The sequence below is a fragment of the Sphingosinicella sp. BN140058 genome (assembly GCF_004135585.1).
GTDB lineage: Bacteria > Pseudomonadota > Alphaproteobacteria > Sphingomonadales > Sphingomonadaceae > Allosphingosinicella.
The window spans coordinates 3,834,400-3,858,598 of the sequence record NZ_CP035501.1 but is presented as its reverse complement, the minus strand read 5'-3'; the positions used below and the strand labels follow the sequence as shown (position 1 = coordinate 3,858,598).

At 64.5% G+C, this 24,199-nt stretch carries 22 protein-coding genes; 9 read left to right on the top strand and 13 right to left on the bottom strand.

The window, feature by feature from the left end; translation table 11 throughout:
* Window positions 1-147: 147 nt before the first annotated feature.
* The 6 genes from ETR14_RS17315 to ETR14_RS17290 form a co-directional block, all read right to left on the bottom strand.
* Window positions 148-1,398, bottom strand: coding sequence for a calcium-binding protein (locus tag ETR14_RS17315; RefSeq protein WP_129386667.1), 1,251 nt, complete (start codon window positions 1,396-1,398; stop codon window positions 148-150).
* A 274-nt stretch (window positions 1,399-1,672) separates the two neighbouring features.
* Window positions 1,673-2,197: a DUF2141 domain-containing protein gene (locus ETR14_RS17310; RefSeq protein ID WP_165356498.1), complete on the bottom strand. Its 525-nt coding sequence runs from the start codon at window positions 2,195-2,197 to the stop codon at window positions 1,673-1,675.
* Window positions 2,190-3,476: a hypothetical protein gene (locus ETR14_RS17305; RefSeq protein WP_129386662.1), complete on the bottom strand. Its 1,287-nt coding sequence runs from the start codon at window positions 3,474-3,476 to the stop codon at window positions 2,190-2,192. The genes ETR14_RS17310 and ETR14_RS17305 overlap by 8 nt, the downstream gene beginning before the upstream one ends.
* Before the next feature lie 439 nt (window positions 3,477-3,915).
* Entirely contained in the window at window positions 3,916-4,809 is an 894-nt protein-coding gene (locus ETR14_RS17300) for a plasmid partitioning protein RepB C-terminal domain-containing protein (protein ID WP_206185860.1), read from the bottom strand.
* Window positions 4,806-5,696, bottom strand: coding sequence for a ParB/RepB/Spo0J family partition protein (locus ETR14_RS17295; protein WP_129386659.1), 891 nt, complete (start codon window positions 5,694-5,696; stop codon window positions 4,806-4,808). The genes ETR14_RS17300 and ETR14_RS17295 overlap by 4 nt, the downstream gene beginning before the upstream one ends.
* Complete coding sequence (locus ETR14_RS17290; protein WP_243455567.1) at window positions 5,693-7,255, bottom strand: recombinase family protein; 1,563 nt, start codon at window positions 7,253-7,255, stop codon at window positions 5,693-5,695. The genes ETR14_RS17295 and ETR14_RS17290 overlap by 4 nt, the downstream gene beginning before the upstream one ends.
* Before the next feature lie 103 nt (window positions 7,256-7,358).
* On the opposite strand from ETR14_RS17290, the gene ETR14_RS17285 reads away from it, so the two are divergent.
* The 6 genes from ETR14_RS17285 (at window position 7,359) to ETR14_RS17260 (ending at window position 13,989) form a co-directional block, all read left to right on the top strand.
* On the top strand, window positions 7,359-7,697 hold the full coding sequence (locus ETR14_RS17285) for a hypothetical protein (protein ID WP_129386656.1): 339 nt from the start codon (window positions 7,359-7,361) through the stop codon (window positions 7,695-7,697).
* A 628-nt stretch (window positions 7,698-8,325) separates the two neighbouring features.
* Window positions 8,326-9,153: a class I SAM-dependent methyltransferase gene (locus tag ETR14_RS17280; RefSeq protein ID WP_243455566.1), complete on the top strand. Its 828-nt coding sequence runs from the start codon at window positions 8,326-8,328 to the stop codon at window positions 9,151-9,153.
* Window positions 9,154-9,758: 605 nt separating this feature from the next.
* Entirely contained in the window at window positions 9,759-10,154 is a 396-nt protein-coding gene (locus ETR14_RS17275) for a hypothetical protein (RefSeq protein ID WP_165356497.1), read from the top strand.
* 445 nt (window positions 10,155-10,599) lie between these two features.
* A complete protein-coding gene (locus ETR14_RS17270) occupies window positions 10,600-11,406 on the top strand; it encodes a DNA/RNA non-specific endonuclease (RefSeq protein WP_165356496.1) in 807 nt (268 codons plus the stop codon).
* Window positions 11,407-12,038: 632 nt separating this feature from the next.
* Window positions 12,039-12,659 (top strand): MucR family transcriptional regulator, encoded by a 621-nt coding sequence (locus ETR14_RS29660; RefSeq protein WP_206185859.1) that lies wholly within the window; start codon window positions 12,039-12,041, stop codon window positions 12,657-12,659.
* Between the two features lie 289 nt (window positions 12,660-12,948).
* A complete protein-coding gene (locus ETR14_RS17260; protein WP_129386645.1) occupies window positions 12,949-13,989 on the top strand; it encodes a sulfate ABC transporter substrate-binding protein in 1,041 nt (346 codons plus the stop codon).
* 1,132 nt (window positions 13,990-15,121) lie between these two features.
* Here the strand turns inward: ETR14_RS17260 and ETR14_RS17255 are convergent.
* Window positions 15,122-16,642 (bottom strand): FAD-binding protein, encoded by a 1,521-nt coding sequence (locus tag ETR14_RS17255; protein ID WP_129386643.1) that lies wholly within the window; start codon window positions 16,640-16,642, stop codon window positions 15,122-15,124.
* A 9-nt stretch (window positions 16,643-16,651) separates the two neighbouring features.
* Entirely contained in the window at window positions 16,652-16,963 is a 312-nt protein-coding gene (locus tag ETR14_RS17250) for a hypothetical protein (protein WP_129386640.1), read from the bottom strand.
* Window positions 16,964-17,733: 770 nt separating this feature from the next.
* Between ETR14_RS17250 and ETR14_RS17245 the strand changes: the two genes are divergently transcribed.
* Together ETR14_RS17245 and ETR14_RS28470 are read left to right on the top strand one after the other, a co-directional pair.
* On the top strand, window positions 17,734-17,934 hold the full coding sequence (locus tag ETR14_RS17245) for a hypothetical protein (protein ID WP_129386637.1): 201 nt from the start codon (window positions 17,734-17,736) through the stop codon (window positions 17,932-17,934).
* Between the two features lie 298 nt (window positions 17,935-18,232).
* A complete protein-coding gene (locus ETR14_RS28470) occupies window positions 18,233-18,400 on the top strand; it encodes a hypothetical protein (RefSeq protein WP_165356495.1) in 168 nt (55 codons plus the stop codon).
* A 305-nt stretch (window positions 18,401-18,705) separates the two neighbouring features.
* Here the strand turns inward: ETR14_RS28470 and ETR14_RS17240 are convergent, their stop codons facing one another.
* Window positions 18,706-19,074 carry a hypothetical protein gene (locus ETR14_RS17240; RefSeq protein WP_129386634.1) on the bottom strand — a complete coding sequence of 123 codons (369 nt, stop codon included), beginning with the start codon at window positions 19,072-19,074 and terminating at the stop codon, window positions 18,706-18,708.
* 332 nt (window positions 19,075-19,406) lie between these two features.
* A complete protein-coding gene (locus ETR14_RS17235; RefSeq protein WP_206185858.1) occupies window positions 19,407-20,162 on the bottom strand; it encodes a hypothetical protein in 756 nt (251 codons plus the stop codon).
* Window positions 20,163-20,559: 397 nt separating this feature from the next.
* Between ETR14_RS17235 and ETR14_RS17230 the strand changes: the two genes are divergently transcribed.
* Window positions 20,560-21,792, top strand: a complete 1,233-nt coding sequence (locus ETR14_RS17230; protein ID WP_243455565.1) for a glycosyltransferase family 4 protein — start codon at window positions 20,560-20,562, stop codon at window positions 21,790-21,792.
* Between the two features lie 57 nt (window positions 21,793-21,849).
* Here the strand turns inward: ETR14_RS17230 and ETR14_RS17225 are convergent, their stop codons facing one another.
* Genes ETR14_RS17225 through cysT form a run of 3 tightly spaced genes read right to left on the bottom strand, consistent with a single transcriptional unit; the run spans window position 21,850 to window position 24,186 of the window.
* The gene (locus tag ETR14_RS17225) at window positions 21,850-22,566 is read right to left on the bottom strand and encodes a sulfate/molybdate ABC transporter ATP-binding protein (RefSeq protein WP_129386625.1); all 717 of its coding nucleotides are present in this window, start codon (window positions 22,564-22,566) and stop codon (window positions 21,850-21,852) included.
* A gap of 1 nt (window position 22,567) precedes the next feature.
* The gene (gene cysW, locus ETR14_RS17220) at window positions 22,568-23,410 is read right to left on the bottom strand and encodes a sulfate ABC transporter permease subunit CysW (protein WP_129386622.1); all 843 of its coding nucleotides are present in this window, start codon (window positions 23,408-23,410) and stop codon (window positions 22,568-22,570) included.
* Window positions 23,407-24,186 (bottom strand): sulfate ABC transporter permease subunit CysT, encoded by a 780-nt coding sequence (gene cysT / locus ETR14_RS17215; protein ID WP_243455564.1) that lies wholly within the window; start codon window positions 24,184-24,186, stop codon window positions 23,407-23,409. The genes cysW and cysT overlap by 4 nt, the downstream gene beginning before the upstream one ends.
* Window positions 24,187-24,199: the final 13 nt, after the last annotated feature.

Below are 24,199 nucleotides of genomic sequence, written 5' to 3'. Positions count from 1 at the left end.
GGTACGTACGCCGGATGGAAGAAGACGCGTTGAGAAAAGCGGGGCGACTCCGCGGCCGGGATCGTCAGTCAACTCGCTAGACGATCAGTCTCGAACTCTCCTGCCGCGCGTCTCTCCCGATGTTTCCGGGACGCGGTCCAAAGCCGCTCAGCCGAACAAGAAGTCCACGGCACTGAGATCTGCTGCCTTCAGGGACGTACCGATCTGCGTCAAAGTGACCGTAAAGCTCTCGCCCGCGCCGGTCACGAAGTCGAGTGCGACGAACGTCCACGGATCATTCGGATTGATGTCGCGCGCGAACACGGTCCCTGGAGCGCCGCCCGCAACATATTCGGTGATACCGAGACCCACGAGCTTGATCAGGTCGAACCCGTCCTCGAAATAGATCGTGTCCCCACCGCCGACGGCGCTTCCATCGAGCAGGTATATGTCGGTGGCCTGGTCTTCACCGCCATCCAGGACGTCCGAGCCGGTACCGCCTTCCAGGATATCCGCGCCGCCTCCGCCAACCAGGAAGTCGTCTCCGACCCCGCCGCGCAACGTGTCGTTGCCGGCTTCATAATCCTGGGGTACCGCCCAGTGGTCCTCTCCGTAAAGCACATCATCGCCGCCGCCGCCGATGAGGAAATCGTCTCCATGCTGTCCGGCAATGATGTCGTTGCCGCCCTCGCCGTACAGCCGATCGTTATCAGCGCCGCCGTCCATGATGTCGTAGCCAATGGCGCCGTACATCGCATCCTCTCCGGATCCGCCGGTCATATGGTCGGAGCCGGCCGCCCCGACGATGAAGTCGTTGCCCTCTCCGCCGTCCAGCACGTCGCCCATCCCCACCTCGATCGCGGTCGTCAGGATCAGGTGATCCGCGTAGATGCGGTCGTCTCCCGACCCTCCGGCCAGACTGTCCGGCCCGCTGTTGCCGATGAGGAGGTCACGCCCGGCGCCTCCATCCATCACGTCATAGCCGGTGCCGCCGATCAGGGTGTCGTTGCCGTCCTCCCCAAACGCGGTAGCCGCAGTGTAGGCGACGCCTCCGGGACCATGCGCCGACAGGTCCAGGAAGTCGTTGCCCGCACCTAGGCGAAAGATCTCGATCGATCGGAACGCCCCCAGTCCCTCGTTCTGCACGCCGTTATTGTAGACGAGAACGTCGTCATGATCGGACCCGAAGATGGTATCCTGCCCGCTGCTGCCCCGCAGGAGATCCCTGGAGATGTTCACGTTCGACGCCAGATAGGTGAAGGCTGCGCCACCGCCCGCCACGATCGATGTCGTCCAGCTGAGGTTGACGGTTGCGTCCGCCAGGAACGCACCCGACGAAGAGGAAAAGGCATAGAAGCTGTCGTCCGCGTCCGAACCGCGTACGACCGAGGATTTGGTGTTGTTGTAGTAAACAGCCATGTTGGACCTCCCGCGCTGAACGCGAGAAAATAGGGACGACGAGACAGAGCGAAATCGTCCAGACGGTCAGTTCTGGTGCGCAGTCGGCTTCAAATCGGGAAATAGAGGATTAAGCCGCTCACGGACGAGGGCGGTTCTTTGTTGCCGCTCCAGCCGCGCCGACATCATGTGGCGGTGCCGCGAACGTGCTTGCCGTGCTGCTCGTCCGTCGCTGCACGCGAGAGCAGGCTCGCCGGTGCACCGCCGCGACGCCGGTGACGAAGGTCGCCCGGCGCTAGCGATCTCCCGCCAGAGGCCTGAGGCCCAGTCCCCTGCGATAGTTCAGGATGATCGGGATCGTCTGGATGCCCGGCCGTGCCGTGAACAACACCTTGCTCAGAGCCGGCTCTCCCAGGCCCAGCTTTGGATTGTTCGAGAAACCCACGCCATCGCTGCTCGCCGAGAATTTGAGGTCGCCATTGACGTCATGCAGCACCGCGATCGCGTAGCGACGCACGCCCGGCAATGCGATGCAGACATCGACCTCGCCGCGCGCGGGCACGCGCAATTCGATCCTCTTGAGCTTGCGTCCGGCACGCAGGAAGTCTTCCCGCCGGTCGCCATAGAGGCGCACGAGCAGCCCGCCCTGGCGGTTCTTGAAGCCCTGGATCCGGACCCGGGCGGCCGGGCCCGCCGCCCCCGGTGCGCAAGCCCTCGTCTCCGGCGCGATCGATCCTTCCCGCAACTGGGCGCCGGCCTGCGCAGGCCCCAGCGAGACGAAGAGGATCAGCGCAGAAGCGCCTCTTGCGATGCTATTCATTGCCGCCTCCGACATTGGCTGCGCCCGGGCGAGGGACCGGCCGGCTCACCAGACGATCGATGGCGTCGGGCACGAGCCGTTCGGCAAAACCTGCGACGAACGCCCAGATCAGCATCTTGAAGACGTCCCCCGGACCGGCAAAGCCGAGGCGGCCCGCGAACTTTGCGAACCAGCCGCAGGAGGGTCCTGCTGCGACGTCGCAATCACTTTCTCCAGCCCCCTCTGCCCCGAGGCTACCATCTTCTACCCGCGCGGCGGGCAGCGCCCCCTGCAGCTCCCGGCCCGGACGTCCGATTGCGGGTCCGCCGCGCGGCGCTGCGGCCGCACTGGCGTCATCCGCGGCGTTCGGCGCCTGTGCGGCATTCGTTTCGACGGGGCGCGGGAAAATCCCGCCTTTGATGCCCAGCATCTCCCCAGCCCCCGACACGAAGATGAAGTAGAGCAGGAGGGAGAAGATGCTTCCGCTGATCATTCCCAGCCTGATGCCGCGGCGGCCGAAACGCAAAGGCGCAAGCTCCATATAGGGATCGAGCCGGCTCCGCCCCTCCCCCACCGCAGCCTGCAATCGCCGCACCGTGCTCATCGCTGCTCCAAGATAGCCCATGAACATGATGGTGATCAGGCCGATCAGGAAAAGCTTGGAGAAGTGGATCGGAGTCATGTTGTCGCCTGACGCGCCGAACATCACCTTGAGCAGGACGTAGGTGGCGATGACGAAGGCCATGAACATCGAACCATCGCGGACGATCGACCAGCCGACCCAGCGCTGCAGATCGTTGATCGTCCGCTCCCCTTCCCGGTTCATCAGGAAAATGCGGTTGATCTGCCCGAGCAACGCGATGGCGTCGGCCTCGATCAGCGCCAGCCCGCCCTCCGGAAGCCTGTCGGCAGTGCTGAGGGCGGGCGGCCTCGACGCCCGATAGCGTTCCACCGCGCGCGGCGAGGCGATGCACTCGAAGCGCTCGCGAATGCTCCAGCAGGTGCGGACCTTCAGCTCCTTGGGCAGCAATCGTACCAGTTCCATTTCCATGGCCGCCAACAGCGAGAAATCATCGGGTGCCCGCCCGGCGTCGGCGGGCTTGTCGATCAAGGCACCGATGCGTCCTGCCAGGTCTTCAAGCCTCGCATCCGCGTCGCTGGCCGCTGTCGCTGCCCCCATGGCCATCGCGCGGAGCGACCTGGCCTGGCTATCGAACAGCTGGCAGTCCCGGTCCGACGATCCCGCCCGCCGCCGTCGCTTGCTGCGGTCCTTCTGAAACCGCCAAAGCGTCTCAAGCATGTCGCAATTCCTTCGACACTCGCGCTCTTCCTATCACGAAAGGGCGGATACAGACAGGAGCGACCGAACGAAGACCTGGCCTCTGGAACCTCGTCCTGACGCAGACGGCAGCAAGGTCGGCTCGGGAGCCGCTCGTCGGCGGGCCGATGCCTTCGCAGTCCCGCTGCTCTGCGCGAGCAAAGAAAAAGGAAGCGGCACGAGGAAGCGCGCCCAGGTGCTCCCAACCGGATGGTCGCTTTCAGGTGGCCGACTACTGGATCGGGAGGTCAGTCCGGGCCTGATGCTGCCAACTCAACGGCGTTGCGCTGAGGCGCAGCCTGCCGTTCAACGGGTTCGAAATCCCGCACCCGACAGCGCGGGTCATTTGGATCGGTCACCTGACGCTCGCGCTCGGATGGGCAGGCCGCAGAGCTCGGACTTTGCTATACCCTCAGGGCAGTCAGGCCGCCTCCTGATAGTCCGCGATCCTCTGGAATTCGGCGAGCAGGTCGCCATGATGCTGCGCGAGATAATTGACGATGCGGGCATTGCCGAGCAGCCGCGAGACGAACCCGGCCGCGAGCATCAGATCGAGATGGTCGGCCCCGAAGTCCTGCTCGATCAGCTTGAACTCGCGATCGAGATTTTCGGATTCGCGCTGCATCGTCTCGATCTGCTTCTCGGACAAACCCGTGCGGCGACGCCGCGTGGTTTCGAGAAGCTGGTCCCCGGGCGTCGCGGCGACGAGCGACTTGGCGTAAGACAGGGTGAAGCGGTTCATCGTGATCATCGCCTGCGCCGCCTCGACCTGGCGGATCGCCTTCATGCGACGCAGCTCCGCGAAGACGTTGATCGGGACGTGACGGTCGCGCAGCAGCGTGGCGACTTCCGGGCAGATCCCGATCAGCAGGTCCCGCTTTGTCCTGATGTTGCCGATATTGACGTTGAGCGCACGGGCCAGCCGTTCCTCGGGAACACCCTTCTTGATGGCGTTCAGGATCATCTTGTGTTCCTGGATCGTCGCGACCCGGCTGATCCGCTTGTTGTAGGTGAAGGCCTCGTCGTCAATCGCGACCAGGCACACCACTTCGGTTTCGCCGCGCTCCCGCAGGATCGCGACGCGCAGGTGTCCATCAAGGAGGTGGAAGCGGTCAGGATTGACCGAGTCGCGCACCACCGCCGGCGGTTCGATGATCCCGACCTCGGCGATGGACGCTGCGATCTGGCCATATTTGATTGATCGCCGGATCGCTGCAGAGACGTCGCGCAGCGGCATGATCGCATCGATCGGCAATCGCAGAGTAGCTTCCTCGAACCCGACCCTGACCGGCCCGGAGGCGCGCCGGCCGCTCACGACGAGACCTTTCCGGCAACCCGCGCGGCGATCTTCTCGGGCATCGTGTCCAGGCCCTCGGCTGCAAGCAAAGCGGTGAAGCCGTCGTCGCGCAACAGCCGCCGAACCGCTTCGATGACCAGCATCAGACGGTCCTTGGTCGCATTCGCACGCCTGATCATCTCGCGCTTGCGCTCGGCATCCTGGCGGTAGGCCCGCACCAGCCCTGCGGTGGACAGCTTTTCCGGCTGCGAGACGTCCCGCTTCCCGATCTGTTTGCCGCGCTGGCGACGCGCCTCGATCAGGCGCTTGGCGGCTATCAGCCTTCGCCCTCTCAGGAGACCCGCGTCATAGGCATTCTGGAGGGCGCGCTGAACGTCCTGGTCCTCGGCTTCCGCGATTTCCAGCGCGACGCTGATCGGGAGGGCGCGCGCCTCCACGGACTGAAGCAGGCGTTGCTCGCCTTGCTCGAGGAGCCGGGCGACACCGTGAACATATTCGGCTGAAAGGCCGGTCTTCTGCGCGATCTCGGCCACCGAATAGCCCCGCTGGCGCATGCCGCCAATGTCCTGAAGGAGGTCGATCGCGCTATGCTGGCGACGCGCGCAATTCTCGACCAGGCTCGCGATGAGGCAATCCTCGGGCTCGGCCGCGACCACGAAGGCGGGCACCTCCTTCTGGCCGAGGACGCGATACGCCTCCAGCCGCCCTTGTCCGCAGACGAGCTCATAGCCTTCTTCTTGCGCCTCCTTCCGCCGCCGGACGGTGATCGGCCGCTTGAGCCCGATCTGGCCGATATTGTCGACCATCTCCTTGAACGCGCGCCGGCCGCGGCTGCGCGGATTGACGACTTCGATGCGGTCGAGCGGGATCCACTCGACATTCGGCTCCGGCTCCACAGCGATCATGCCGCTTTCCTCCATGAACATCGTGCGGCGAGAGCGAACAGGGGCTCCAGCGTATCGATGCGATAGGCATCGAGGCCAAAGCCGTCATGCGCCTCCAGCCGCAGGACCAGCTCCCGCATCACCGATTGCGGCAGCAGGAAATAATCGCCCGCGGATTCATTGTCCGGACGCATCCGGGCGATGATGGCGAGATCCGGCTTCGGACCTGGTTCCGGATGAACGACCCAGCGCGGCGATCCGTAACGCGTGCGATGGCAGGGGACGAGGATCACGGAAGCGGTGAACTCGTCATTGATGGTCAGGATTTCACTTCCGGCACTTCGACGAACCTGTCCGCCTGCGGCCACTATGCCGGCGACCACGGCATCGACGATCAGCGGGTGGAGGCGGCGAAGCCTGCTCGCGTCCTCCAGGAAGCGGTAATCCTGCCTGGGTGCGAAGCCGGCCATTGCATAAGCCTTGAGCAGGCTGCCGAACCGCCTCCGGTAGGTGGTGCTGCTCGGTGCTCCCTTCGTTCCGTTGATCAGGAAGCTCGACAGGGTGCCGTGCTCGGCCAGGATCGCCCGCAATTGCTCGATCATTTCCTGGTCCGTGTGCCGATGCAAACGCGCGGCAATCTTCGCCTGCGCTCTCCCGAACAGCTCCATGTCGACGACCGGCTCGAACGTCGCCTCCGCACGCACCCAGTCCCGGGCTTGGTTGCGAACATACCTGCGCTTGAGCTTGAACGACCGCTTTCCCCAGACGTTGTTGCCGATATATTTCTCGTTGGTGAGCATCTGGTGGATCGTGCCGCGAGTCCAGGGGCCGCCGTGCGGGGTCGCGACGCCTTGTGCGTTGAGCCGCGCTGCCAGGCTCGTCTCGTTCACCCCATCCTCGACGAAGGCCCGGTAGATCTCGCGCAGGATCGCAACCTCTTCTTCGGGCCCCGGCACGAGGATCACGCGGTCCGTCGAAATGCTTTTCTTCTCACCGTTCGCGAGCATGATCTTGGGTGCGCCGTTCTGGTCCACCAGCAGGCGCCGTACGGCATAGCCTGCCATGCCTCCCTGGCGGTAACCAAGCCGGATCAGTTTGCTCTGACCCGCGAAGACCTTGACCGACAGCTCGCGACTATATTCGCCTGCCATTGCCCGCTTGACGGTCTTGATGATCGACGAGCCGATGCTCCCGTCATTCTCGAACTGCTCCGCGCAATAATGAACGGCGATGCCCCGGCGCCGGCATTGCAGTTCATGGCTCGCGGCCTCGTCCGGATCCTGAAACCGGCCGAGTCGACTGACGTCATAAACGAGAAGCGCCTCATAATCAGGATGGCCCTGCTCCACGTCGTCGAGAAGTTGCTGCAGGGCCAGGCGCCCCTCTACGCGGAGGCCGCTCTTGCCGGAATCGGCATAGGTCCGCACGATCTCGTAGCCGCGCTGCTCGGCATAATCGGCGATCGCGACCATCTGATTGTCGACCGAATAACATTGATGCTCGGTGGACATGCGAAGATATTGCGCGGCCCTGGCGAGGGGCGGATCGCTGCCCGGACGAGACGCACAATCGATCGCCATGACGAGATGGGCTCCGCAAGAGTAAGCCGGCAATCTCTTCTAGTGCGAAAGGGCCGGAAACATGTTTCCAGAAAACGGCAGCGCAGTGCCGGGCCGTCCGAGAATGGCGACAGAAGCCGAATATATCCTCGCGATACGCGATGCTCTTCGCGGCGAGCTCGGCGGCTCGCGGGCGGCGACGAAGATGATCATGCGTTGGACGGGTACGTGCGATCGCACCGCCCGCAACTGGCTGAGCGGAGCCGCTGGGCCAAGCGGCTACCACCTCGTCCGGCTCGCACGGGAGTCCGATGCAGTGCTTGGGATCGTACTGACGCTGAGCGGCCGCCCCGAGCTCTCACTCTCCACCGACATCCACGCCGTAGAGGTCGCGCTCGCCAAGGCGTCGGGTGCACTCGAACGGCTCAAGCGGCAGCAATTTCGGCAACAGCGCTTCCGCTGAGGCGCGTCGCAGCATTGGCCCCGGGACACGAAAGCTGGATCGCGGTGGCCCCGGATGTCCTGGATTGGTGGGTGGGATTGGCTCACCATCATGCACCTGTCTGGTCGACCGCGTTCCAACAATCTCGGGCAAAAGGGTCGCGCCGCTCGATCGCATTCACCCAGTTTTTGCGCTTCGAGCGCGATCACCAACCCGGCAGCGAGAAGCGGGGGTGCGGCCAAATCAGGCATATTGACGGTCAGGTGAAGGCTCCAGGCGCCGCCAACCTCAACCCGTGACGCGCTCCCACTTCAGGGCTGCATCCAGGCACCCCGCTTCGTCTGCTGGGGGGCGTTCTTACTTGGTCCACTGCGAAGGATTGCGCGCGGCAACACGGAGTCCTTCTGCCCTGACGCTCAAGGGCGCAATATCAAGCGCTCCGTAGAGCCAGATGGCGCTGAACCATCACATGCCGTACAGAGCCGCGATCATCGCCGCCGCTGCTCCAGTAGTCGCCGGCCGCTCGCACCTCTGTTGCCGTGACAATCGACACCATCGACCTGGGGCCGCGGCATCGGACTGACACCTGACGCCACCAGATTGCTCGCCGCATTTCCGCGGTCCCGCCGCGCATCTGAGGAGAATTGAGATGACCATGCCGTCCGCCAATCCCAACCGGGCACTGTGGGAGAAAGGTGATTTCACCCGCATTGCCGATACGATGCGCGAGAGCGGCGAGGCCTTTGTCGAGACGCTGGACATCCGCCCCGGCCTTGCCATGCTCGATCTCGGCTGCGGCGACGGCACCACCGCCCTGCCCGCCGCGCGGCGCGGCGCCGAGGTTCTCGGGGTCGACATCGCCGCCAATCTGGTTGCCGCCGGCACTGCGCGCGCCCGAGCCGCCAACCTCCCGAACCTGCGCTTCCAGCAAGGAGACGCCTGCGACCTGGAGAATATCGAAGACGCGCGCTTCGAACTTCTGGTCAGTCTGTTCGGCGCCATGTTTGCGCCGCGTCCCCAGGATGCCGCGCGGGAAATGGTGCGCGTGGTCCGCTCCGGCGGCCGCATCGTCATGGGCAATTGGATTCCCGGTGACCCGACGATGGTCGCCCAGATCCTGAAGATCAGCGCCGCCTACACGCCGCCGCCGCCCGAGGGATTCATCAGTCCGATCACCTGGGGACAGGAGGAGCATGTCATCTCTCGTTTCACCGCCGCCGGGATTCCGCAGGCGGACATAGGTTTCGAGCGCGCCACCTGGCTGTTCCGCAACCCCGGCCCGCCGGCGGACCTGCTCGACATCTTCCGCAATTATTACGGCCCGACGATGAACGCCTACGCCGCCGCTGCGAACGAGGGGCGCGAAGCTGCGCTCCATGCCGAGCTTCTCGAGCTCTTCGAGGCCCAGAATCGCGGCACGAACGGCAATACTGAAATCGCCGCCACATTTCTCAAGGTGTCAGTGGCCAAGGCCTGAAGTCCACGCACCCGGGACGTCTCCCGCGCAACTGTCCGATCGAGGCCGCGACCTCTCTGCTGAGGCCGAGCCGCCGCTCCAAGGCGGACCAGAAGTGCGCTGCGGGGCGTCCCGGGAACATCGCCGAAAGCTCCGTGCCAAAGGGTCAGTCCTGCCGCGGTCGGCGTCGATGGAAGCGCGGCGCCGATTGGCGGCATCGAGCGCCGCCAGGCGCGGTACCGACCGTGGGAAACAGCCGCCCCTGCGCTTCGCCCCGCTTTCAACGCGAATTCCAACGCTAGCTCCAACGCTGGAGGGGCAGATGATCGCCGAACGACGGAGCGATCATGATGACCAACCTCAATCACGGTACCATGCGGACCAGCCTGCTCGCATGCGTTCTGGCGCTGATATTCAGCGCCCTGACAATGCCCGGAGCGGCGGGAATCCTTGTCTGATCCCGGCCGCCGGACGACAGGTTCGATCCGGACCTTTCTGCCGGTCATGCTTTCCCCCCGCTTTCAAGACCTCGGGAGTTTACCTCCATGCTGCATCATGTCTCGTTCCCCGTCCGTGATCCCTCGCGCGCCGCGAGAGTCTGCGCCGATTTGTTGCGCGGCCGGGCCGTGACCGCTCCGGTGCCGCCCTTCCCGGCCGGCTCGTGGTTCGTCCTGCAGGGTGACGATGTCGGTACCCTGATCGAACTCACGCCCTGGGGTTCGATCCTCGCGCCCACGATCGAGGGCATCGGACAGGATCCGGAGATGAGGCCTCACAGCGGATCGCATGTCCTGGCGGGCACACCCTTGTCGCGCCGGCAGGTCCTCGCCGCTGCACAAAGACTCTCCCTGGTTGCCGCTCTCGTCGATGCGCGCCTCTTCGAGTTCATCAAGATCTGGGTGGAGGACAGCTTCCTCCTCGAACTGCTGACGCCGGAGCAGCAACCGGCATATCGTTCCGTATTCGGCATGGATCCGCGGGCGACCGATCAACGCTTGCGCGCACTGGAAGGCCGGGCCTAGCGCGCAAGCCTGAAGCAACAGCGGTCTTCACGAGGTCGGGTGTCGCGCCACACCGGCCTGCGGCGGCGGCGGCGAGGCCCTGTCGCCTCTCGCGCCGCGGGAGCGTCGGTCACTGACCCTTGCCGTCCGCGGCCCGGTGAAATCCGCCGCGCGACAATGCGCAGCGAGCGGCTTGTCGGTGGCAGGGAGACGACGAGGTCGATGCAAACAGGGACGTGCACGCACTTGCACGTTCGCTAGGCGACCGGCCGCTACAGGATCTCGGTGCGGCGGTCAGACGCAGCCATCCCCCGGAACATGTCCGTCCGATCGATCGCGAATGATCATGCGGACGGTTCCGGTGCTGTTTGGCAAGTCCCCCCAGGCAGAGCTGGCTAGCGTCGACCGCACGTCCTAAACAGCAAGTTCACCCGTCGGTTCCGGCTTGAACAAGGTGGATCGAACGTTGCCCGCGAAGTTCCTGCTCCTTTCTCTGCTGCTCCTCGGCACCGCAGCGACCGGGTCCGGCGCGGAGCTCCACACCTTCCACTGCCTGGGCGGCTGCCCCGTCGGTGCGCCGGCGACAAATGACACGATCGTTCGCGAGATCTATACGCTCTCGTCCAACGACCTCACGAAGATGGCGGACTGGGTCGCCTACCGGGTGACCCCGGCATCGATCGGACCATCCGGTGCCAGACAATGGCAGCCGGATCCGTGGCTCGAGCCGGACGAGCGCTTGAGCGTGGGCAGCTACGATGGCGCGCCCGCGGCACTCAGGATTGATCGGGGGCACCAGGCGCCGCTCGCCTCCTTTTCGGGCACCCCGCAGGCGGACGAGACGAACATCCTGTCGAACATCACGCCGCAAGCCTCCGCGCTCAACCAGGGCCCCTGGGCGAGGCTTGAGGATGAGGAGCGTGCGCTCACCGGCCGCCTCCAGGAGCCGGTCTATGTCTACACCGGCCCGCTGTTCGAACGACCAATGAAGCCGCTGCCCGGCGGCGGAGACTATCATCGCGTGCCTTCGGGTTACTGGAAGATCGTGGCGCTACAGGACGGACGCGTCTCCGCCTTCCTCTTCGACCAGAACACGCCTCGATCTTCCAGCCACTGCGATGCCCGGGTAAGCGTGCTCGACGTGGAGCTTCGAAGCCGGCTTCGGCTCATGCCGGACTTTTCGGAACGGGATTTCGCGCCATTGGATGCGGAACTTGGCTGCGCCGGGCCAACCCCGCCGCCGTCGGCGCCCTCGGAAATCACCACCCGCTGATCCCGGGCCGCAACCCGCTATCAGCGCGATCAACGGCAAGACGAAGCGGCCTGCTCCCTAAGCCCGCCCGGCGGAGGATCCCGCGTCAGCGCCCGGCTGGACGAGAGCTCAGGTCGTCGATTTCAGCCGAAGGAAGTCCCGGCACTTCACCGCGTGGAACCTATCGGACAGCGTGCTCTGCAGCTTCCAGACATCAGTGCAACCGGAACAAGCCCGCGTGCATCGACGGTAAGAATTGGGATCCGCCAGGGCGGCTCCGCCACGGACGCTTGCATCTACGCGGCGGAGCCGGTGACCCGGAGCGCGCCCCCACGCCTCCGAGTCGACCGGTTATATCCGATTCGGATCCTTTCCAGAAGAGCACGGGACGACCGTAACCGAACGCCGTCAGCATCTTCGGCAGATGCACCATTGCGGGACAATCGGCTCCACAAGATTACCCGTCGGTGACACCATGCTTGGACGAGGAAGTGCCGGGCGCAATCGGGTTCAAACGTCATTCGGACCGATCGACAGATCGATGCCACCGGAAAGGCATTAAAATCTGCCTCTCGCATTTGCGATGACTTGAACCATTCCAGCCATAGGGTACCATGTGCCAGTAGAATCATAACCATTGACTGGAGAAGGACATGGCGAACGATCAGGAAGTTGTCGAGCTTACGGCAGGTCTGGTCGCCGCCCATGTCTCGAACAACAAGGTTTCGATCAAAGACGTAGCCGTTTTGATCGCCAATGTTCACGGGGCACTTGCCGCGCTTCACGCGCCTCCATCCGACGCGCAACAGGAGAAGCGGACGCCTGCAGTGTCGGTCCGTGCATCGGTAAAGCCCGAGGCGATCACGTGCCTGGACTGTGGCAGCAAGCACCGGATGCTGAAGCGTCATCTCCGGGTCGCGCACGATCTGACACCGGCTGAATATCGCAGTCTCTTCGATCTGCCCGGCTCCTACCCGATGGTGGCCCCTGAATATGCGCGGCAGCGATCTGAAGTCGCCAAGAGGATGGGGCTCGGTTCGAGCCGTCGCGGCACGGGAGCGGAAGCCGGGGCCGAAGCCGATCGAGGGAGCGTGTCAGGTTCGCCGCCCGCCGCGTCCGAACAGCCGAAGAAGCGTTCGCCGGCCCGGAAAGCCGCCACTGCTTCGAGCGAGCAACCCAAGCGCCGCGGACGTGCCGTGAAAGCCGCCCTTACGCCTGAACCTGCCGTGCCCGACGCGCCGAGGCGCAGGCGCTCCCCACGAAAGCAGGCCTGAACACGCGCCTTCGGACTTCACCCCTGCAAGGCGACTGGAATGACCTTAACAGCAGTCGATGTTCAGCCCCCGCCATCGTGCCACCGGCCGGAGAGCACGACGTGCGCCGGTTCGGGCGCGCGGCATCGTCCGAACCGTTGCCTGCCATCTGTCGCTCAGCAATCGGCAAGGATCCACAAGCGGTGCCTTGCCCGCCACCTGTCGACGCTCGCTCGTTGATCGCGTGGCCGCAGCCCCTCGCAGCCCGGCGGCGGCGCCGCCGCCTGAGTCCCTTTGCCCTGGAGGAAACATGAGCCATCGCGTCCTGCTTCTTGCCCTGTTCGGCCTCGCGGTCGCCCCGATAGCCTCCTGCTCCGGCGGTTCCCGGGAAGGAGGAGGCGCGGCGCAAATCCTCAACGTTTCCTACGACCCGACCCGTGAGCTCTACCGGGACGTCAACGAGGCCTTCGTGCGGAGGTGGAAAGCGCAGAAGGGGCAGACTGTCGCGTTCCGCATGAGCCATGGCGGCTCCGGCAAGCAATCGCGCGCGGTGATCGACGGGCTCGAGGCGGACGTCGTCACTCTGGGCCTCGGCTATGACATCGACGTGATTGCCGAGAAGACCAAGCGGCTCCCCGCCTCGTGGCAGACACGGCTGCCCAGCAACAGCTCGCCCTACACGTCGACCATCGTCTTCCTGGTTCGCAAGGGCAATCCGAAGAACCTCCGCGATTGGGGCGACCTTGTCCGTCCCGGTGTGCAGGTAATCACGCCCAATCCGAAGACGAGCGGCGGCGCGCGCTGGAACTTCCTTGCCGCCTGGGGCTATGGCCGGAGGAGCGGCGGGTCGGATCTTGCCGCCCAACGCTATGTGACACGCTTGTTCGCGAACGTCCCCGTGCTCGACAGCGGCGCGCGCGGTGCAACCACGACCTTCGCCGAACGCGGGATCGGGGACGTCCTCCTCGCCTGGGAGAACGAGGCCTTCCTCGCCCAAAACGAGCTTGGCGCCGGCAAGTTCGAGATCGTCGCGCCATCGCTTTCCATTCTCGCCGAACCGCCCGTCGCCGTGGTCGACGAGAATGCCAGGAAGCACGGGACGACCGAGGTCGCCGAGGCCTATCTCCGCTTCCTCTACACGCCCGAAAGCCAGGAGATCGTCGCCCGCCACCATTACCGGCCGCGGGACCCGAACGTCGCGGCGAAACATGCGGGGCAGTTCCCGCAGATCGAAATGTTGACGATCGACAAGGACTTCGGCGGGTGGGCGGCCGCCCAAAAGCGCTTCTTCGCCGACGGCGGCCTGTTCGACGCGATCTCGGCAGGAAAGCGGCGAGCCGGCGAGCGATGAATGCGCTTCGCCTCCGCTTCGTCCCCCCGTTGCCCAAAGGAGGAGAGAAAGAACTTGGAACTGAAAGACCAGGTCGAGCAAGGTCCATCACATCGCGATGGCGTGCCGCTTTGCGCCCGAAAGGCGGGCGGGCAGAGGGACCATCGAGCGTCTCTTGCTTCCTGGCGGAGCGTCCAACCAGACCACGACCCGGCCGCGTTGGAGGAGCCTGCCCGACGCGCGAGCAGGTTCCATTCAGGACAGGCAGACACCGGCCATCCGGATCTTCGACGCGACGTTCACATGCGCTGACGGCGCCCCTTTGCCGGCTTCTGTCGGCTTGGTCGATGAGCGATGCGGGATGAGATCGTGGCGACCGGCAAACCTCGACCGGCGACGATCTTGCCTGCGGGAACGGCGCACCGCGCCCCTTACGGACGGATGCAAGGGTGGCACTCATCAAGTCTCGTACAACGCCCAGGACGGTGCCCATTCCCGCTCACCGGAACCTCACGGCGTGGGCGGGCGCGATCATGTCGTCCACGTCTCATTCGCTGTGAAGGCCTAAGCTGCGGGTTCGGCAGCCCACAGGATTTCCTGGGAACGGCCAAGGCCACGCGGGTCGCGACATCAAGAGCGGCGCTGCAAATGGAAGCAGGACAATTCAATGGTCGCGACCTCTGCCATCGGGCTCAAAAACCGAAGATCGTTGCGTCCACGCTCCCCGAAGTCGCTCACCGCTTGCTCCGCCGATCCGGCAGGGACCCAAACGACGATCCCCGCCGAGAAATCGAGAACTCGACGGGGACCGGCTGCGATCGAGCAGCGGCGCGAGAAGGGAGATCTATGCGCAGCCAGGAGTGGATCACGACTCCCCGAGTCGATGCAATAGCTCCAAAATGGTGTAATCCTGAATAGGGATGGCTACCGGCACGAACCGGTTTTCTCTGCGGCGGTCCCCGATCCCGGAAATGAGAACCGCGCTGCCGGTTTTTTCAAGCCCCCCGACCGAGGCCCCTCGACACGCTCGATCGCTTTTCGGCCAACGTCTCCAGCAGACGTTGACGACGACGCGGAGCACGCGACGTCCGCATGGGACGGCGGCAATGCGGCGCCGGAAGATCCGTCACAGCCCCTGCCCTCCTTCCGCGGATCAGAAGGTCGGCGAGGTGAGACCCAGGCGATCCAGGAATGCGCTGCCGAAGACATATTCGGCCTGGCGGTCGAGAAGATCGGTTCGCGCGCGCATCCAGGCTTCCAGGTCATCGCGATAGGAGTCGCGAATGCTCGCCGCGGTCATCTGGTTGATCTTTCCCCAATGTTCGGCATGCGGGATACCCGCAGCACGAAGATCCGCCACCGCCTGGGCCATCAGCTTGCGCGTGCCGACGGTATCGATGCCGTCGATGTCGACGATCGTGGTCCGCTCGTGACGAGTGAAAGCGAGCCGCCCAGGCGATTTCGTCGCATAGCGGCAGGCGAAAGCGGCCGGCACCTTGCCGGTCCTCTTCATCGCGCGCTGCAGTATCTCCAGAGCTTCGAGCGTACGCTCGGTCGGGACGGCGATCGACGACCCTGCGGTGCCCGACCGCGGTGTCGTGTAGTTGAAGCTTTGTCCCCAGCTGCGCTTGCGGGCCTTGAACGACTTGAGCTGATCGGAGAGTACCGCCTTGGTGATCGGCGGCGTGAGCCCGGGGAAAGCGGAGAGCAGGTTCGCCACCACGACGGCGAGCTCGTATCCGGGACCGCGCTTGTTGACGAGGTCATAGTCGAGCTGGTGATCTTCCTCCCAGGGGAGATCGTAGCCAACCGTGACGTAGGCGTGGCCGGCGTCGATGTGACGATTGACCACGGACTGAAAGAAATACGGGCGGCGCCTGCCTCCCGGCAGGTCCGCCGCATCGAACCCGCCGCCATTCATCGCGCGTTCGATGCCCTCGGTCAGCGGACGACGCTCGCGGCTCATCTCCATCAGGAACCGCGGTACGGTGCGCACCAACACCGAATGCACGATTCCGAAAGCGCCGAGCCCGACCAGCGCAGCCGAGAACAAGCGATCGTCGCGGACGAGGGTGGCGCCGAGATCGGCCGCGAGCCTGCCATCCGTCACCGGCTGCGACGCAGGCTCGATCCAGAGGTTCACGTCCGGCGCCGGCAGAAGCTGGAAGGCGGCAACCTGTCCCTGTATGGCTGGCTGGTCGATCGCGGAGCCGTGAGTGCCCGTGCTCATCGCGCCGACGAAGGTCTGCCCATTCGAGGCACCGGTGGTGGCGAGCGAGCGTCCCCTCACTTCGAGGAACATGTTGAGCTCCGCCACGGAAATGCCGGTCTGGCAGAGGATCAATCCGTCTCGATCGAATGGATAATCGAGCAGGACATGACTAGCGGGCAGCCGAAACAGCCAATTGGCATGACCTGTTGCCAGGCACCATCCTCCCGGAACCGCGGCCGCCTCCGAGAACGACCAGGCGGCCCCCTGCGCGCGAAGGCGCCTCCGCTCACGGCATGCCCGACCGATCAGGGCCTGTATCGCGGCTGCGCTCTCGACCATATGCGCGAGGGTCGCGCCGCCGGCGCTGTTGTGGAGCTCGAAACGGCCGGCGACGGGCACATCCCGCACGGTGAGGTGCCAGTTGGTCCAGAGCGGCTCGTCAAAAAAGACAGTCTTTGCCACAGTCTCACCTCAGGGTTCGATCTTCCCCTCCTCCGTCGGCGCTTTGGAGCAGCGATATTCGATGCGTGCGGGCTGGACGGCACCAAGGGTCAGCACAGTCACCAATGCGCGCCCCAGGGAGGTTTTCACGCGCACTTCGGAGAGGAGGCTGGTTTCGCACTTCGTGGCAATGTTCTGCTGTTCGATGGCCCCCCAGCCAAAGGCCGTCGAATTGACCGGATGATAATATTGGTCGGCGGGATTCGGATTCCTCACCGCAAGCCTGTGATAAGCGCAGCCTTGAGCAAGAAAAAAGATGAGGATGATTGGGTTGACACGCATGCGACCCTCCCCTCGACTCGTGAGTCGAAAGTTCATCTTAACAAAGTTACACGGACGTGGCATCCCGTTGCACGGAGAGGCCGGTAACGGCCCTCGTCGGCCGTGCGCGCCGGCCTGGATCCTTATATCGGCGCATCGCAGTCAAGCGTAGGCCAGTCGTGCCGCATAATGGGCGAAGCGCCCATTGCAGCCCCATGCGCTACACGGGACGCTCATGGACTTGATCGACCAACACGATGATGATCGCAGGCCCTTTCGGTGGACCAAATCGGCCGACAACATACTCGCCTTGATCGACAAGTTCTGCCTCAGGTACAGGTCTCTGGCTAAGAAAAGTGCAAACTTCCCGTTCAGGACACCAGGTCGGCAAGCAATCGCCGTCCCGCGTAACAGGACTGATGCGGCAAGTCAGCGGAGAGCCGACCTTCGCGGATATTCAGGTTTACGCCTTTGGGACAGGCAGGCGTGCTTTCGCCCTGCATCATCCTGTCAGCATGTCAGTATAATCCGAACAGGTCCGCGTGCGACGGCGGCGACGGCATCCGCCACCGGATCCTGGCGGAGTCGTCGGAGCCGGCCTTTTCCCGTCCGCGCAGCGCCCTCTCGGAAACATACCTGACCCCTGCGAACGGCCTATCTCGGAATATCCTCGCATTCCGAAGCTCGCGGCGCCCCCGATCTTCTGATTCCAAGGTAAAAGGCGGCTTCAGGCTTTCATCACAAAGTCCTGGTCAGGACGAGAATCCTCATTCGCGGAGTCGCAGTGGAACATGCAACAGACAGGTCGGGACCGCATCAAGATCGAAGATCTGGAGGAAGCCCTGAAGATGACCTTCGGCCAGCTACGGCTGACCGGGGAGCTCGACCTTACGATCGGTAATGACCGCTCGGTCTCGTTCATCGGCACACCCTGCGCGAGGGACATGCTCGTCAGCGTGCGGATCGAGTTTCTCGACCCCCAGGAGCCGTAGGTCCTGCGCGTCACACCAAGTGGTATCCTCGCAGAGGCAGCAAAGACGTTGGCGCGAGCGTCGCAAATGCCATGACGTACCATGAAGTAGAACAGCCACGCGGCACGCGCCGGAGCGCCACCGGCCGGTGGGCTGGGCCCTTACTCTCCGACACGCAGCCAGGCCCCCGTCCCGCCGCGGAACGAGGCCGGACATGCATCGAAAGAGAACTTGAAGACGACGTCATGTTCAAGTTACTCTGCCGGGCAGCCGCTGAATTTTGCTGGGGAACGGCCGCAGCAGGGGAGAGACGAGCGGAATGCAGAGGCATCTGCCGGACGATCTGCAAAAGCGCGGAGATCGGCACGCCGCCACGGCGGCCCGGGAACCGGACAAGGATCGCGCCGATCTGCTGCGGATGATGGCGGAGGCCTATTGGAGAGAGGCGGAGCGATTACGCAGGCTGACGGATCACGGCTCTACCTGACCCAGCGCAGACCATATCCGCGCCGCCAGTCATCCTGCTCAGGCTCCCTGGGTTCAATCGGCAGCCGCGTCGACGTCGCGCAGCCTCGCGCCACACTTCATACCGGACGGAACAGGAGTTTCGCCCCTTCGAGAGCATCTTGCAAGAGACGATGCTTCGCTGCGCCGCGAAGGGCGACGCCGGCCCGATCCCGGTTCGCGAAGCCATGGATGCGCAGGCATTGCGATACACTCGGCCTCGCAGAGATGCGCCGGCTTTCCAACTCTCGGGGGAACACCATCTCGCAGGCCGCGATGAGGCAAGGATCAGTGCGTGCAGCCCATCGAGGATCGCCCATGCGGGTTGATCATCGCCTTCTCATCCGCGCAATCCGCAGCCGCGCGTGGAGCATCGACTGGCCAACTGAGCAGCACCGACAGACAATCGCCTCCAGGATCCGGCTGGAATATTCCAAGAACCTTGGCGCCCGATCGCTGAAAATCCTCGATGCGCAGGACCGCCCGGAGCAGCAGCTCTTCCCGACTATGCGTCCCGGTGTCACCGAGATCGAGAGAGATATTCATGTAGGTGCTTGGCACCAGATCGGAATTACCGCCGACGATGTTGCTTCGGACGCGCCGATCCGCAGGACGGGCCCGGACCTTACGACCAGCTGTTCTTCGGTCACGGCTCATCGCGCTATCTCCTGGACCTCTCGCTCGATGGGAGACCCTGGCGTGGACGCCTCAGATCAGCATGCCCGCCGCCGACGACTCGTACGGGCGCATCATTTTCTGACGATTGTCTACTTACCAAGTAGACATCTTCTTGTCAATTGCTTCCGCGTCCACCTGGCTGCAGCCAGCATCGGTGCCTGCACGCGTGCGCTGCTGTCATGTTCCCAACAACCCGTTTAAACTAAACGTGCTCGTCGCCCATCCGGCGGAAGCCTCTCCTCCGGCTCTGTTGCGGTTCGCGCGAGCATCTTGTCGAGAGCATGCGTGCACTCGCGGCCCGGCGCCCGCGATCAGGCGAATCCCGCCTGTCCGGCGCGGCCCGGCCGGAAACTCCGCCCAGGAATATCGGAGGATCGCCACGTCCGAGCATATTCGGCGAGCGTCCCGCCTGCGAAGTTTCGGGCCGCCACGTCGAACAGGGTTTCAAGGTCCCGATACAATGTCTCGATCTGCTCGGCAGTGGTGAAGGTAGGGCTCCCTCCGGGCATGAGCTCGGACGAATGAAGCACGAACTGCACGTAATCGCGCTTCTCCTGCAGCGCCGACTCCAGGATGAACAGCATGTCTCCGAGATTGCGTCCGTTGGGCCGGAGCCACAGCAGGCGGTGTCCGGGACGGCCCAGCAGGCGGCGGACGCCGCGAACGATCGTCGTCGGCGCGTAGCGAAGGATCGAGACCGGTATCTCGAGGAGCCTCGAGCCGTCTTCGTGCCACCAGAAAGGCCGGTCCGGAAAGTCGGTATAATCCGATCCGCCGCTACCGGTCGCGGCGCCCGGTACGCTCTTCCAGGAGCGATGCGGTGTGACCGAGCAATCCGCCTGATAGCCATGGTCCATGAGGATGCGGGCATAAGTCTCGTTGAACGCCCATCTGCCGGCGCGATGGGACAGCATCTTCGTCCCGAACACCGCTTCCAGACGGTCGGTGAGACATGCCACCTTGTCGCGCATCACCTGCTCGGGAAATTCGATGAGATAGGGATGCTGCACGGCATCGTCGGCCGTCAGCGGACGCAGCGGAGGCGAATCCCACGCATGCAGGTGCATCCCGATCTCCCCGACGCCCCGCTGCAATATGTCTCGTCCAAGTTCCTGGAATGCAGGACTATTGGCCATCTCCCAATTGACCAGATAGGTCGGCCTGAACCCGTAACACTCGCAAAGATACTGAAACCTCGACAGATATTCCGCATTCCGGGTTTCACCGGTCGACGGCCGCAACCAGGCGTTGTCGCCCTCCGTATCAATTGTTATCTGGAATGCAGGAACTTGCGCATTCATCGCCAGACTATCCCTTCCATTCTGAAGAGCATCGCCTTGAAAGGCTACGGACCGGGTTGCGGGCGCTCAATGGAAATTATGACCTGACAGCTACCCATAGTGGTTATTTCGAATGGGTCATCGAAACCTTATGGTTCGGCGCCATCCAAGCCGAGGATCAACCGTGTCTCAGCCTTTCGACAGCGGCTGGCAGGATTGTCAGCGAAGTGCAGGTGACGATCCACGCTTCATCCCCGAACGGATCGCGCTCGTCCTGTCCGGTCTTGCCGCGGGGGGTACCGAACGTGTCGTCTGCAGTCTCGCAACCCACTGGGCGCGCGCCGGGCGCCAGGTCTCCGTGATCTCGCTCGACGACGAGACCACCCCTTCTTATTACCACTACCCGCCGGACGTCGAGATCGTGCGGCTTGGCCTCACACCAAGGCCGAGGCCACCCCTCTCAGCTGCGCTGGCGATCTTCAGGCGGGCAAGGGCGATACGCCGCGCGCTGAAGGCGATCTCTCCCGATATCGCGCTGTCCTTCCTCACCCGGCAGAATGTGCTGACGCTTGCAGCGACGGCCGGCATGCGCCTGCCCGTCATCGTCTCCGAACGCAGCAACCCGGATCGCCAACATCCGGGCGCTGTCTGGGACTGGCTCAGAAATGGGCTCTATCCCAGGGCGCAGCGGCTGGTGGTGATGACGGAAGGGGCACGCGACTGCTTCGGCCCCCGTCTCGCCGGAATGGCGAGCATCGTTCCAAATCCGGTGGTCCTCCCGGCGGGCTGGACCTGCCGCCGGGGCGGCTCGCGGGTCGTCGCAGTCGGCCGACTGGAGCCGGTCAAGGGCTTCGATCTGCTGATCAGAACCTTCGCCGCGATCGCCCCGGCGCATCCGGACTGGACACTCACCATCTGGGGAGAAGGTCCCGAGCGCGCAAACCTCGAGCAGATTCGCACCGAACTCGGTCTGGACGACCGGGTCTCGCTGCCCGGGGTGACGTCCACGCCCGGTGCCTGGATCGAGACGGCTGACGTCTTCGTCCTCACCTCCCACTATGAAGGCTGGCCCAACGCGCTCGCCGAAGCCATGGCTGCCGGCATTCCGGTCGTGGCGCTCGATTGTCCTCACGGCCCCGCGGAAATGATCCGGCATCGGCACACGGGCCTGCTCGTCAGCCCCGCCGAGCCCGGGCGACTGTGCGAGGCGCTCGACGAGATCCTTGGAAGTCACGCCCTTCGCGAGACGCTCGGCGCGGCCGCCGCGATCAGCGCTTCCCGCTTCGAGCCGGACCAGGTCATGGCGGGGTGGGACGCCGTGGTCTCGTCCGCCATGGCACGGGTCCAGGCGAGGATCCGGCATCGCCGCCGGCGAGATCGCCGTCCGGAGCTGACTGCCGGTTTGGCCAAGCCATAAAATCGCCGGGGGCACGCAGGATCCTCTGCCGGGCCACATCGACATGGCCTGACGGGATCAGGATATGAAGCTGCGAACGAACGGACTGACCGGCGCCTCCTGGATGATGGCGGGCGTGTCGAACTGCTCGATGCGGCCGCCGTTCAGCACCGCCACCCGATCGGCGAGCGCAAAGGCCTCCTCATGGTCGTGGGTCACGAAAATCGTGGTGAGACCGATTTCGTCATGGATGCGCCGCAATGCGCCGCGAAGCTCCCGCCTGACCCTCGTATCGAGTGCGCCGAACGGCTCATCGAGCAGCAGGATCTGCGGATCCCTGGCAAGCGCCCGTGCCAGGGCCACACGCTGGCGCTGCCCCCCCGAAAGCTGGGCCGGATAACGGGTGCCGCAACCGTCCAGCTGAACGAGCCTGAGCAGTTCATCGACCCGCGCCGAGATCCACGCCTTCGACGGCCGCTTGGCGCGCGGCAGGATATCGAGCCCGAAGGCGATATTCCGTTCCACCGTCATGTGACCGAACAGCGCATAATGCTGGAAGACGAAGCCGATGCCCCGCTTCGCCGCCGGCCGCCCGGTCACGTCCTGGCCGGCGAATATGATCCGGCCGGTATCGGCAAAGTCGAGACCCGCGATGATCCTCAGGAGGGTCGTCTTGCCGGACCCGGAGGGACCGAGAAGCGCCACGAACTCTCCAGCGAGGACGTCGAGCGAGACCCCGTTCAGCGCGGGATAGGCCGAGAAGTGCTTCACGGCCTCCTCGACATGGATGGACATCTCAGTGACCGCGCGCGGCAAGCAGGTGCCGGTGCCGCCACTCGAGATAGCTTTTGAGAGCGAGCGTGACGAGGGCGAGGAAGGCGAGGAGCGAGGCGACCGCGAAGGCGGCAACGAAATTATATTCATTGTAGAGAACCTCCACCTGAAGGGGCATGGTATTCGTCTCGCCACGTATGTGGCCGGAGACGACGGAAACTGCGCCGAACTCACCCATTGCGCGCGCATTGGCGAGAAGAACCCCGTAGAGCAGCCCCCAGCGCACGTTCGGCAGGGTCACGTGCCACAGGACCTGCCAGCCGGACGCGCCGAGCGAGAGAGCGGCTTCCTCATCGGCCCGTCCCTGCTCTTCCATCAAGGGGATCAGCTCGCGGGCGATGAACGGAAAGGTCACGAAGATGGTCGCCAGAACCATTCCGGGAACGGCGAACAGGATTCGGACGCCATGATCCTGCAGCCAGGCACCGAACCAGCCCTGTCCGCCGAACAACAGGACGAAGATGAGGCCGGCGACGACGGGAGAGACGGAGAAAGGAAGATCGATCAGCGTCGTCAGCAACGCCTTCCCCCTGAAATCGTGCTTGGCGATCGCCCAGGATGCCGCAATGCCGAAGGCGAGGTTGAGCGGGACCGCGATCGCCGCCACGAGGAGCGTCAGCCGGATCGAGGACAATGCGTCGGGCTCCGTCACGGCTTCGATCCAGGCGCGCGCGCCGTCGCCGAAAGCCTCGGCGAACACTGCGCCGAGCGGCACCAGCAGGATCAGCGCGACATAGAGCAGGGCGAGCAGGATGAGGGCGCCCCTGGCCGGCCGGCTCTCCTGCAGCGGATCGGGGCGAGTCATGCGGCTCTCCTGCGCTGCCAGACCTGGAGGCCGTTGATCAGGAACAGCATCGAGAAAGAGATGAGCAGCATCACCACCCCGATCGCGGCGGCGCCGGGATAGTCATATTCCTCGAGCTGGGTGATGATCAGGAGCGGCGCGATCTCCGACACGTACGGCATGTTCCCGGCGATGAAGATCACCGAACCGTATTCGCCGGCGCCGCGGGCGAATGCGAGCGCGAAGCCGGTGGCAAGCGCCGGGGCGATGGTCGGCAGGATCACGTGCAGGAAGGTCTGGCGGCGGGTCGCCCCGAGCGTGACCGCGGCTTCCTCCATCTCCCGCGAGACCTGTGCCAGGACGGGCTCGACCGTCCTGACGACGAATGGATGCCCGATGAAGACCAGTGCGACCACCACGCCTGCCGGCCGGTAGGCGATGGGCAGGCCGGCGCCCGAGAAGACGCCGCCCAGCAGGCCGTTCTCGGCATAGACGGTGGTGAGCGCGATCCCGGCGACCGCGGTCGGAAGCGCGAACGGCAGGTCCACCAGCGCGCCGAACAGCCGTTTCCCCGGAAAGTGATAGCGCACCAGGACCCAGGCGACGACGAGACCGAACAGGGCATTGATCGATGCCGCGATCAGGGCGCTGCCGAAGCTTAACCGGTATGCCGCGACCGCGCGTGCCGACAGGGCCGCCGACCAGAAATGTTCCCAGCCGTCGCCCCCGCTCTTCACGAACACGGCGCTGAGGGGCACCAGCACGATGAATGACAGCCATGTCAACGTGATCCCCATCGCAAGCGGGAAG

Bases quoted from the DNA above. Each gene is read 5' to 3' on its own strand.
- ETR14_RS17310 (WP_165356498.1), bottom strand. From the start codon at position 2,197: ATGAATAGCATCGCAAGAGGCGCTTCTGCGCTGATCCTCTTCGTCTCG.
- ETR14_RS17225 (WP_129386625.1), bottom strand. From the start codon at position 22,566: ATGTCCATCCATGTCGAGGAGGCCGTGAAGCACTTCTCGGCCTATCCC.
- cysT (WP_243455564.1), bottom strand. From the start codon at position 24,186: ATGGGGATCACGTTGACATGGCTGTCATTCATCGTGCTGGTGCCCCTC.
- ETR14_RS29660 (WP_206185859.1), top strand. From the start codon at position 12,039: ATGGCGAACGATCAGGAAGTTGTCGAGCTTACGGCAGGTCTGGTCGCC.
- ETR14_RS17295 (WP_129386659.1), bottom strand. From the start codon at position 5,696: ATGATCGCTGTGGAGCCGGAGCCGAATGTCGAGTGGATCCCGCTCGAC.
- cysW (WP_129386622.1), bottom strand. From the start codon at position 23,410: ATGACTCGCCCCGATCCGCTGCAGGAGAGCCGGCCGGCCAGGGGCGCC.
- ETR14_RS17305 (WP_129386662.1), bottom strand. From the start codon at position 3,476: ATGCTTGAGACGCTTTGGCGGTTTCAGAAGGACCGCAGCAAGCGACGG.
- ETR14_RS17280 (WP_243455566.1), top strand. From the start codon at position 8,326: ATGACCATGCCGTCCGCCAATCCCAACCGGGCACTGTGGGAGAAAGGT.
- ETR14_RS17315 (WP_129386667.1), bottom strand. From the start codon at position 1,398: ATGGCTGTTTACTACAACAACACCAAATCCTCGGTCGTACGCGGTTCG.
- ETR14_RS17290 (WP_243455567.1), bottom strand. From the start codon at position 7,255: ATGGCGATCGATTGTGCGTCTCGTCCGGGCAGCGATCCGCCCCTCGCC.
- ETR14_RS17240 (WP_129386634.1), bottom strand. From the start codon at position 19,074: ATGAGCCGTGACCGAAGAACAGCTGGTCGTAAGGTCCGGGCCCGTCCT.
- ETR14_RS17260 (WP_129386645.1), top strand. From the start codon at position 12,949: ATGAGCCATCGCGTCCTGCTTCTTGCCCTGTTCGGCCTCGCGGTCGCC.
- ETR14_RS17245 (WP_129386637.1), top strand. From the start codon at position 17,734: ATGCAACAGACAGGTCGGGACCGCATCAAGATCGAAGATCTGGAGGAA.
- ETR14_RS28470 (WP_165356495.1), top strand. From the start codon at position 18,233: ATGCAGAGGCATCTGCCGGACGATCTGCAAAAGCGCGGAGATCGGCAC.
- ETR14_RS17285 (WP_129386656.1), top strand. From the start codon at position 7,359: ATGGCGACAGAAGCCGAATATATCCTCGCGATACGCGATGCTCTTCGC.
- ETR14_RS17250 (WP_129386640.1), bottom strand. From the start codon at position 16,963: ATGCGTGTCAACCCAATCATCCTCATCTTTTTTCTTGCTCAAGGCTGC.
- ETR14_RS17235 (WP_206185858.1), bottom strand. From the start codon at position 20,162: ATGCACCTGCATGCGTGGGATTCGCCTCCGCTGCGTCCGCTGACGGCC.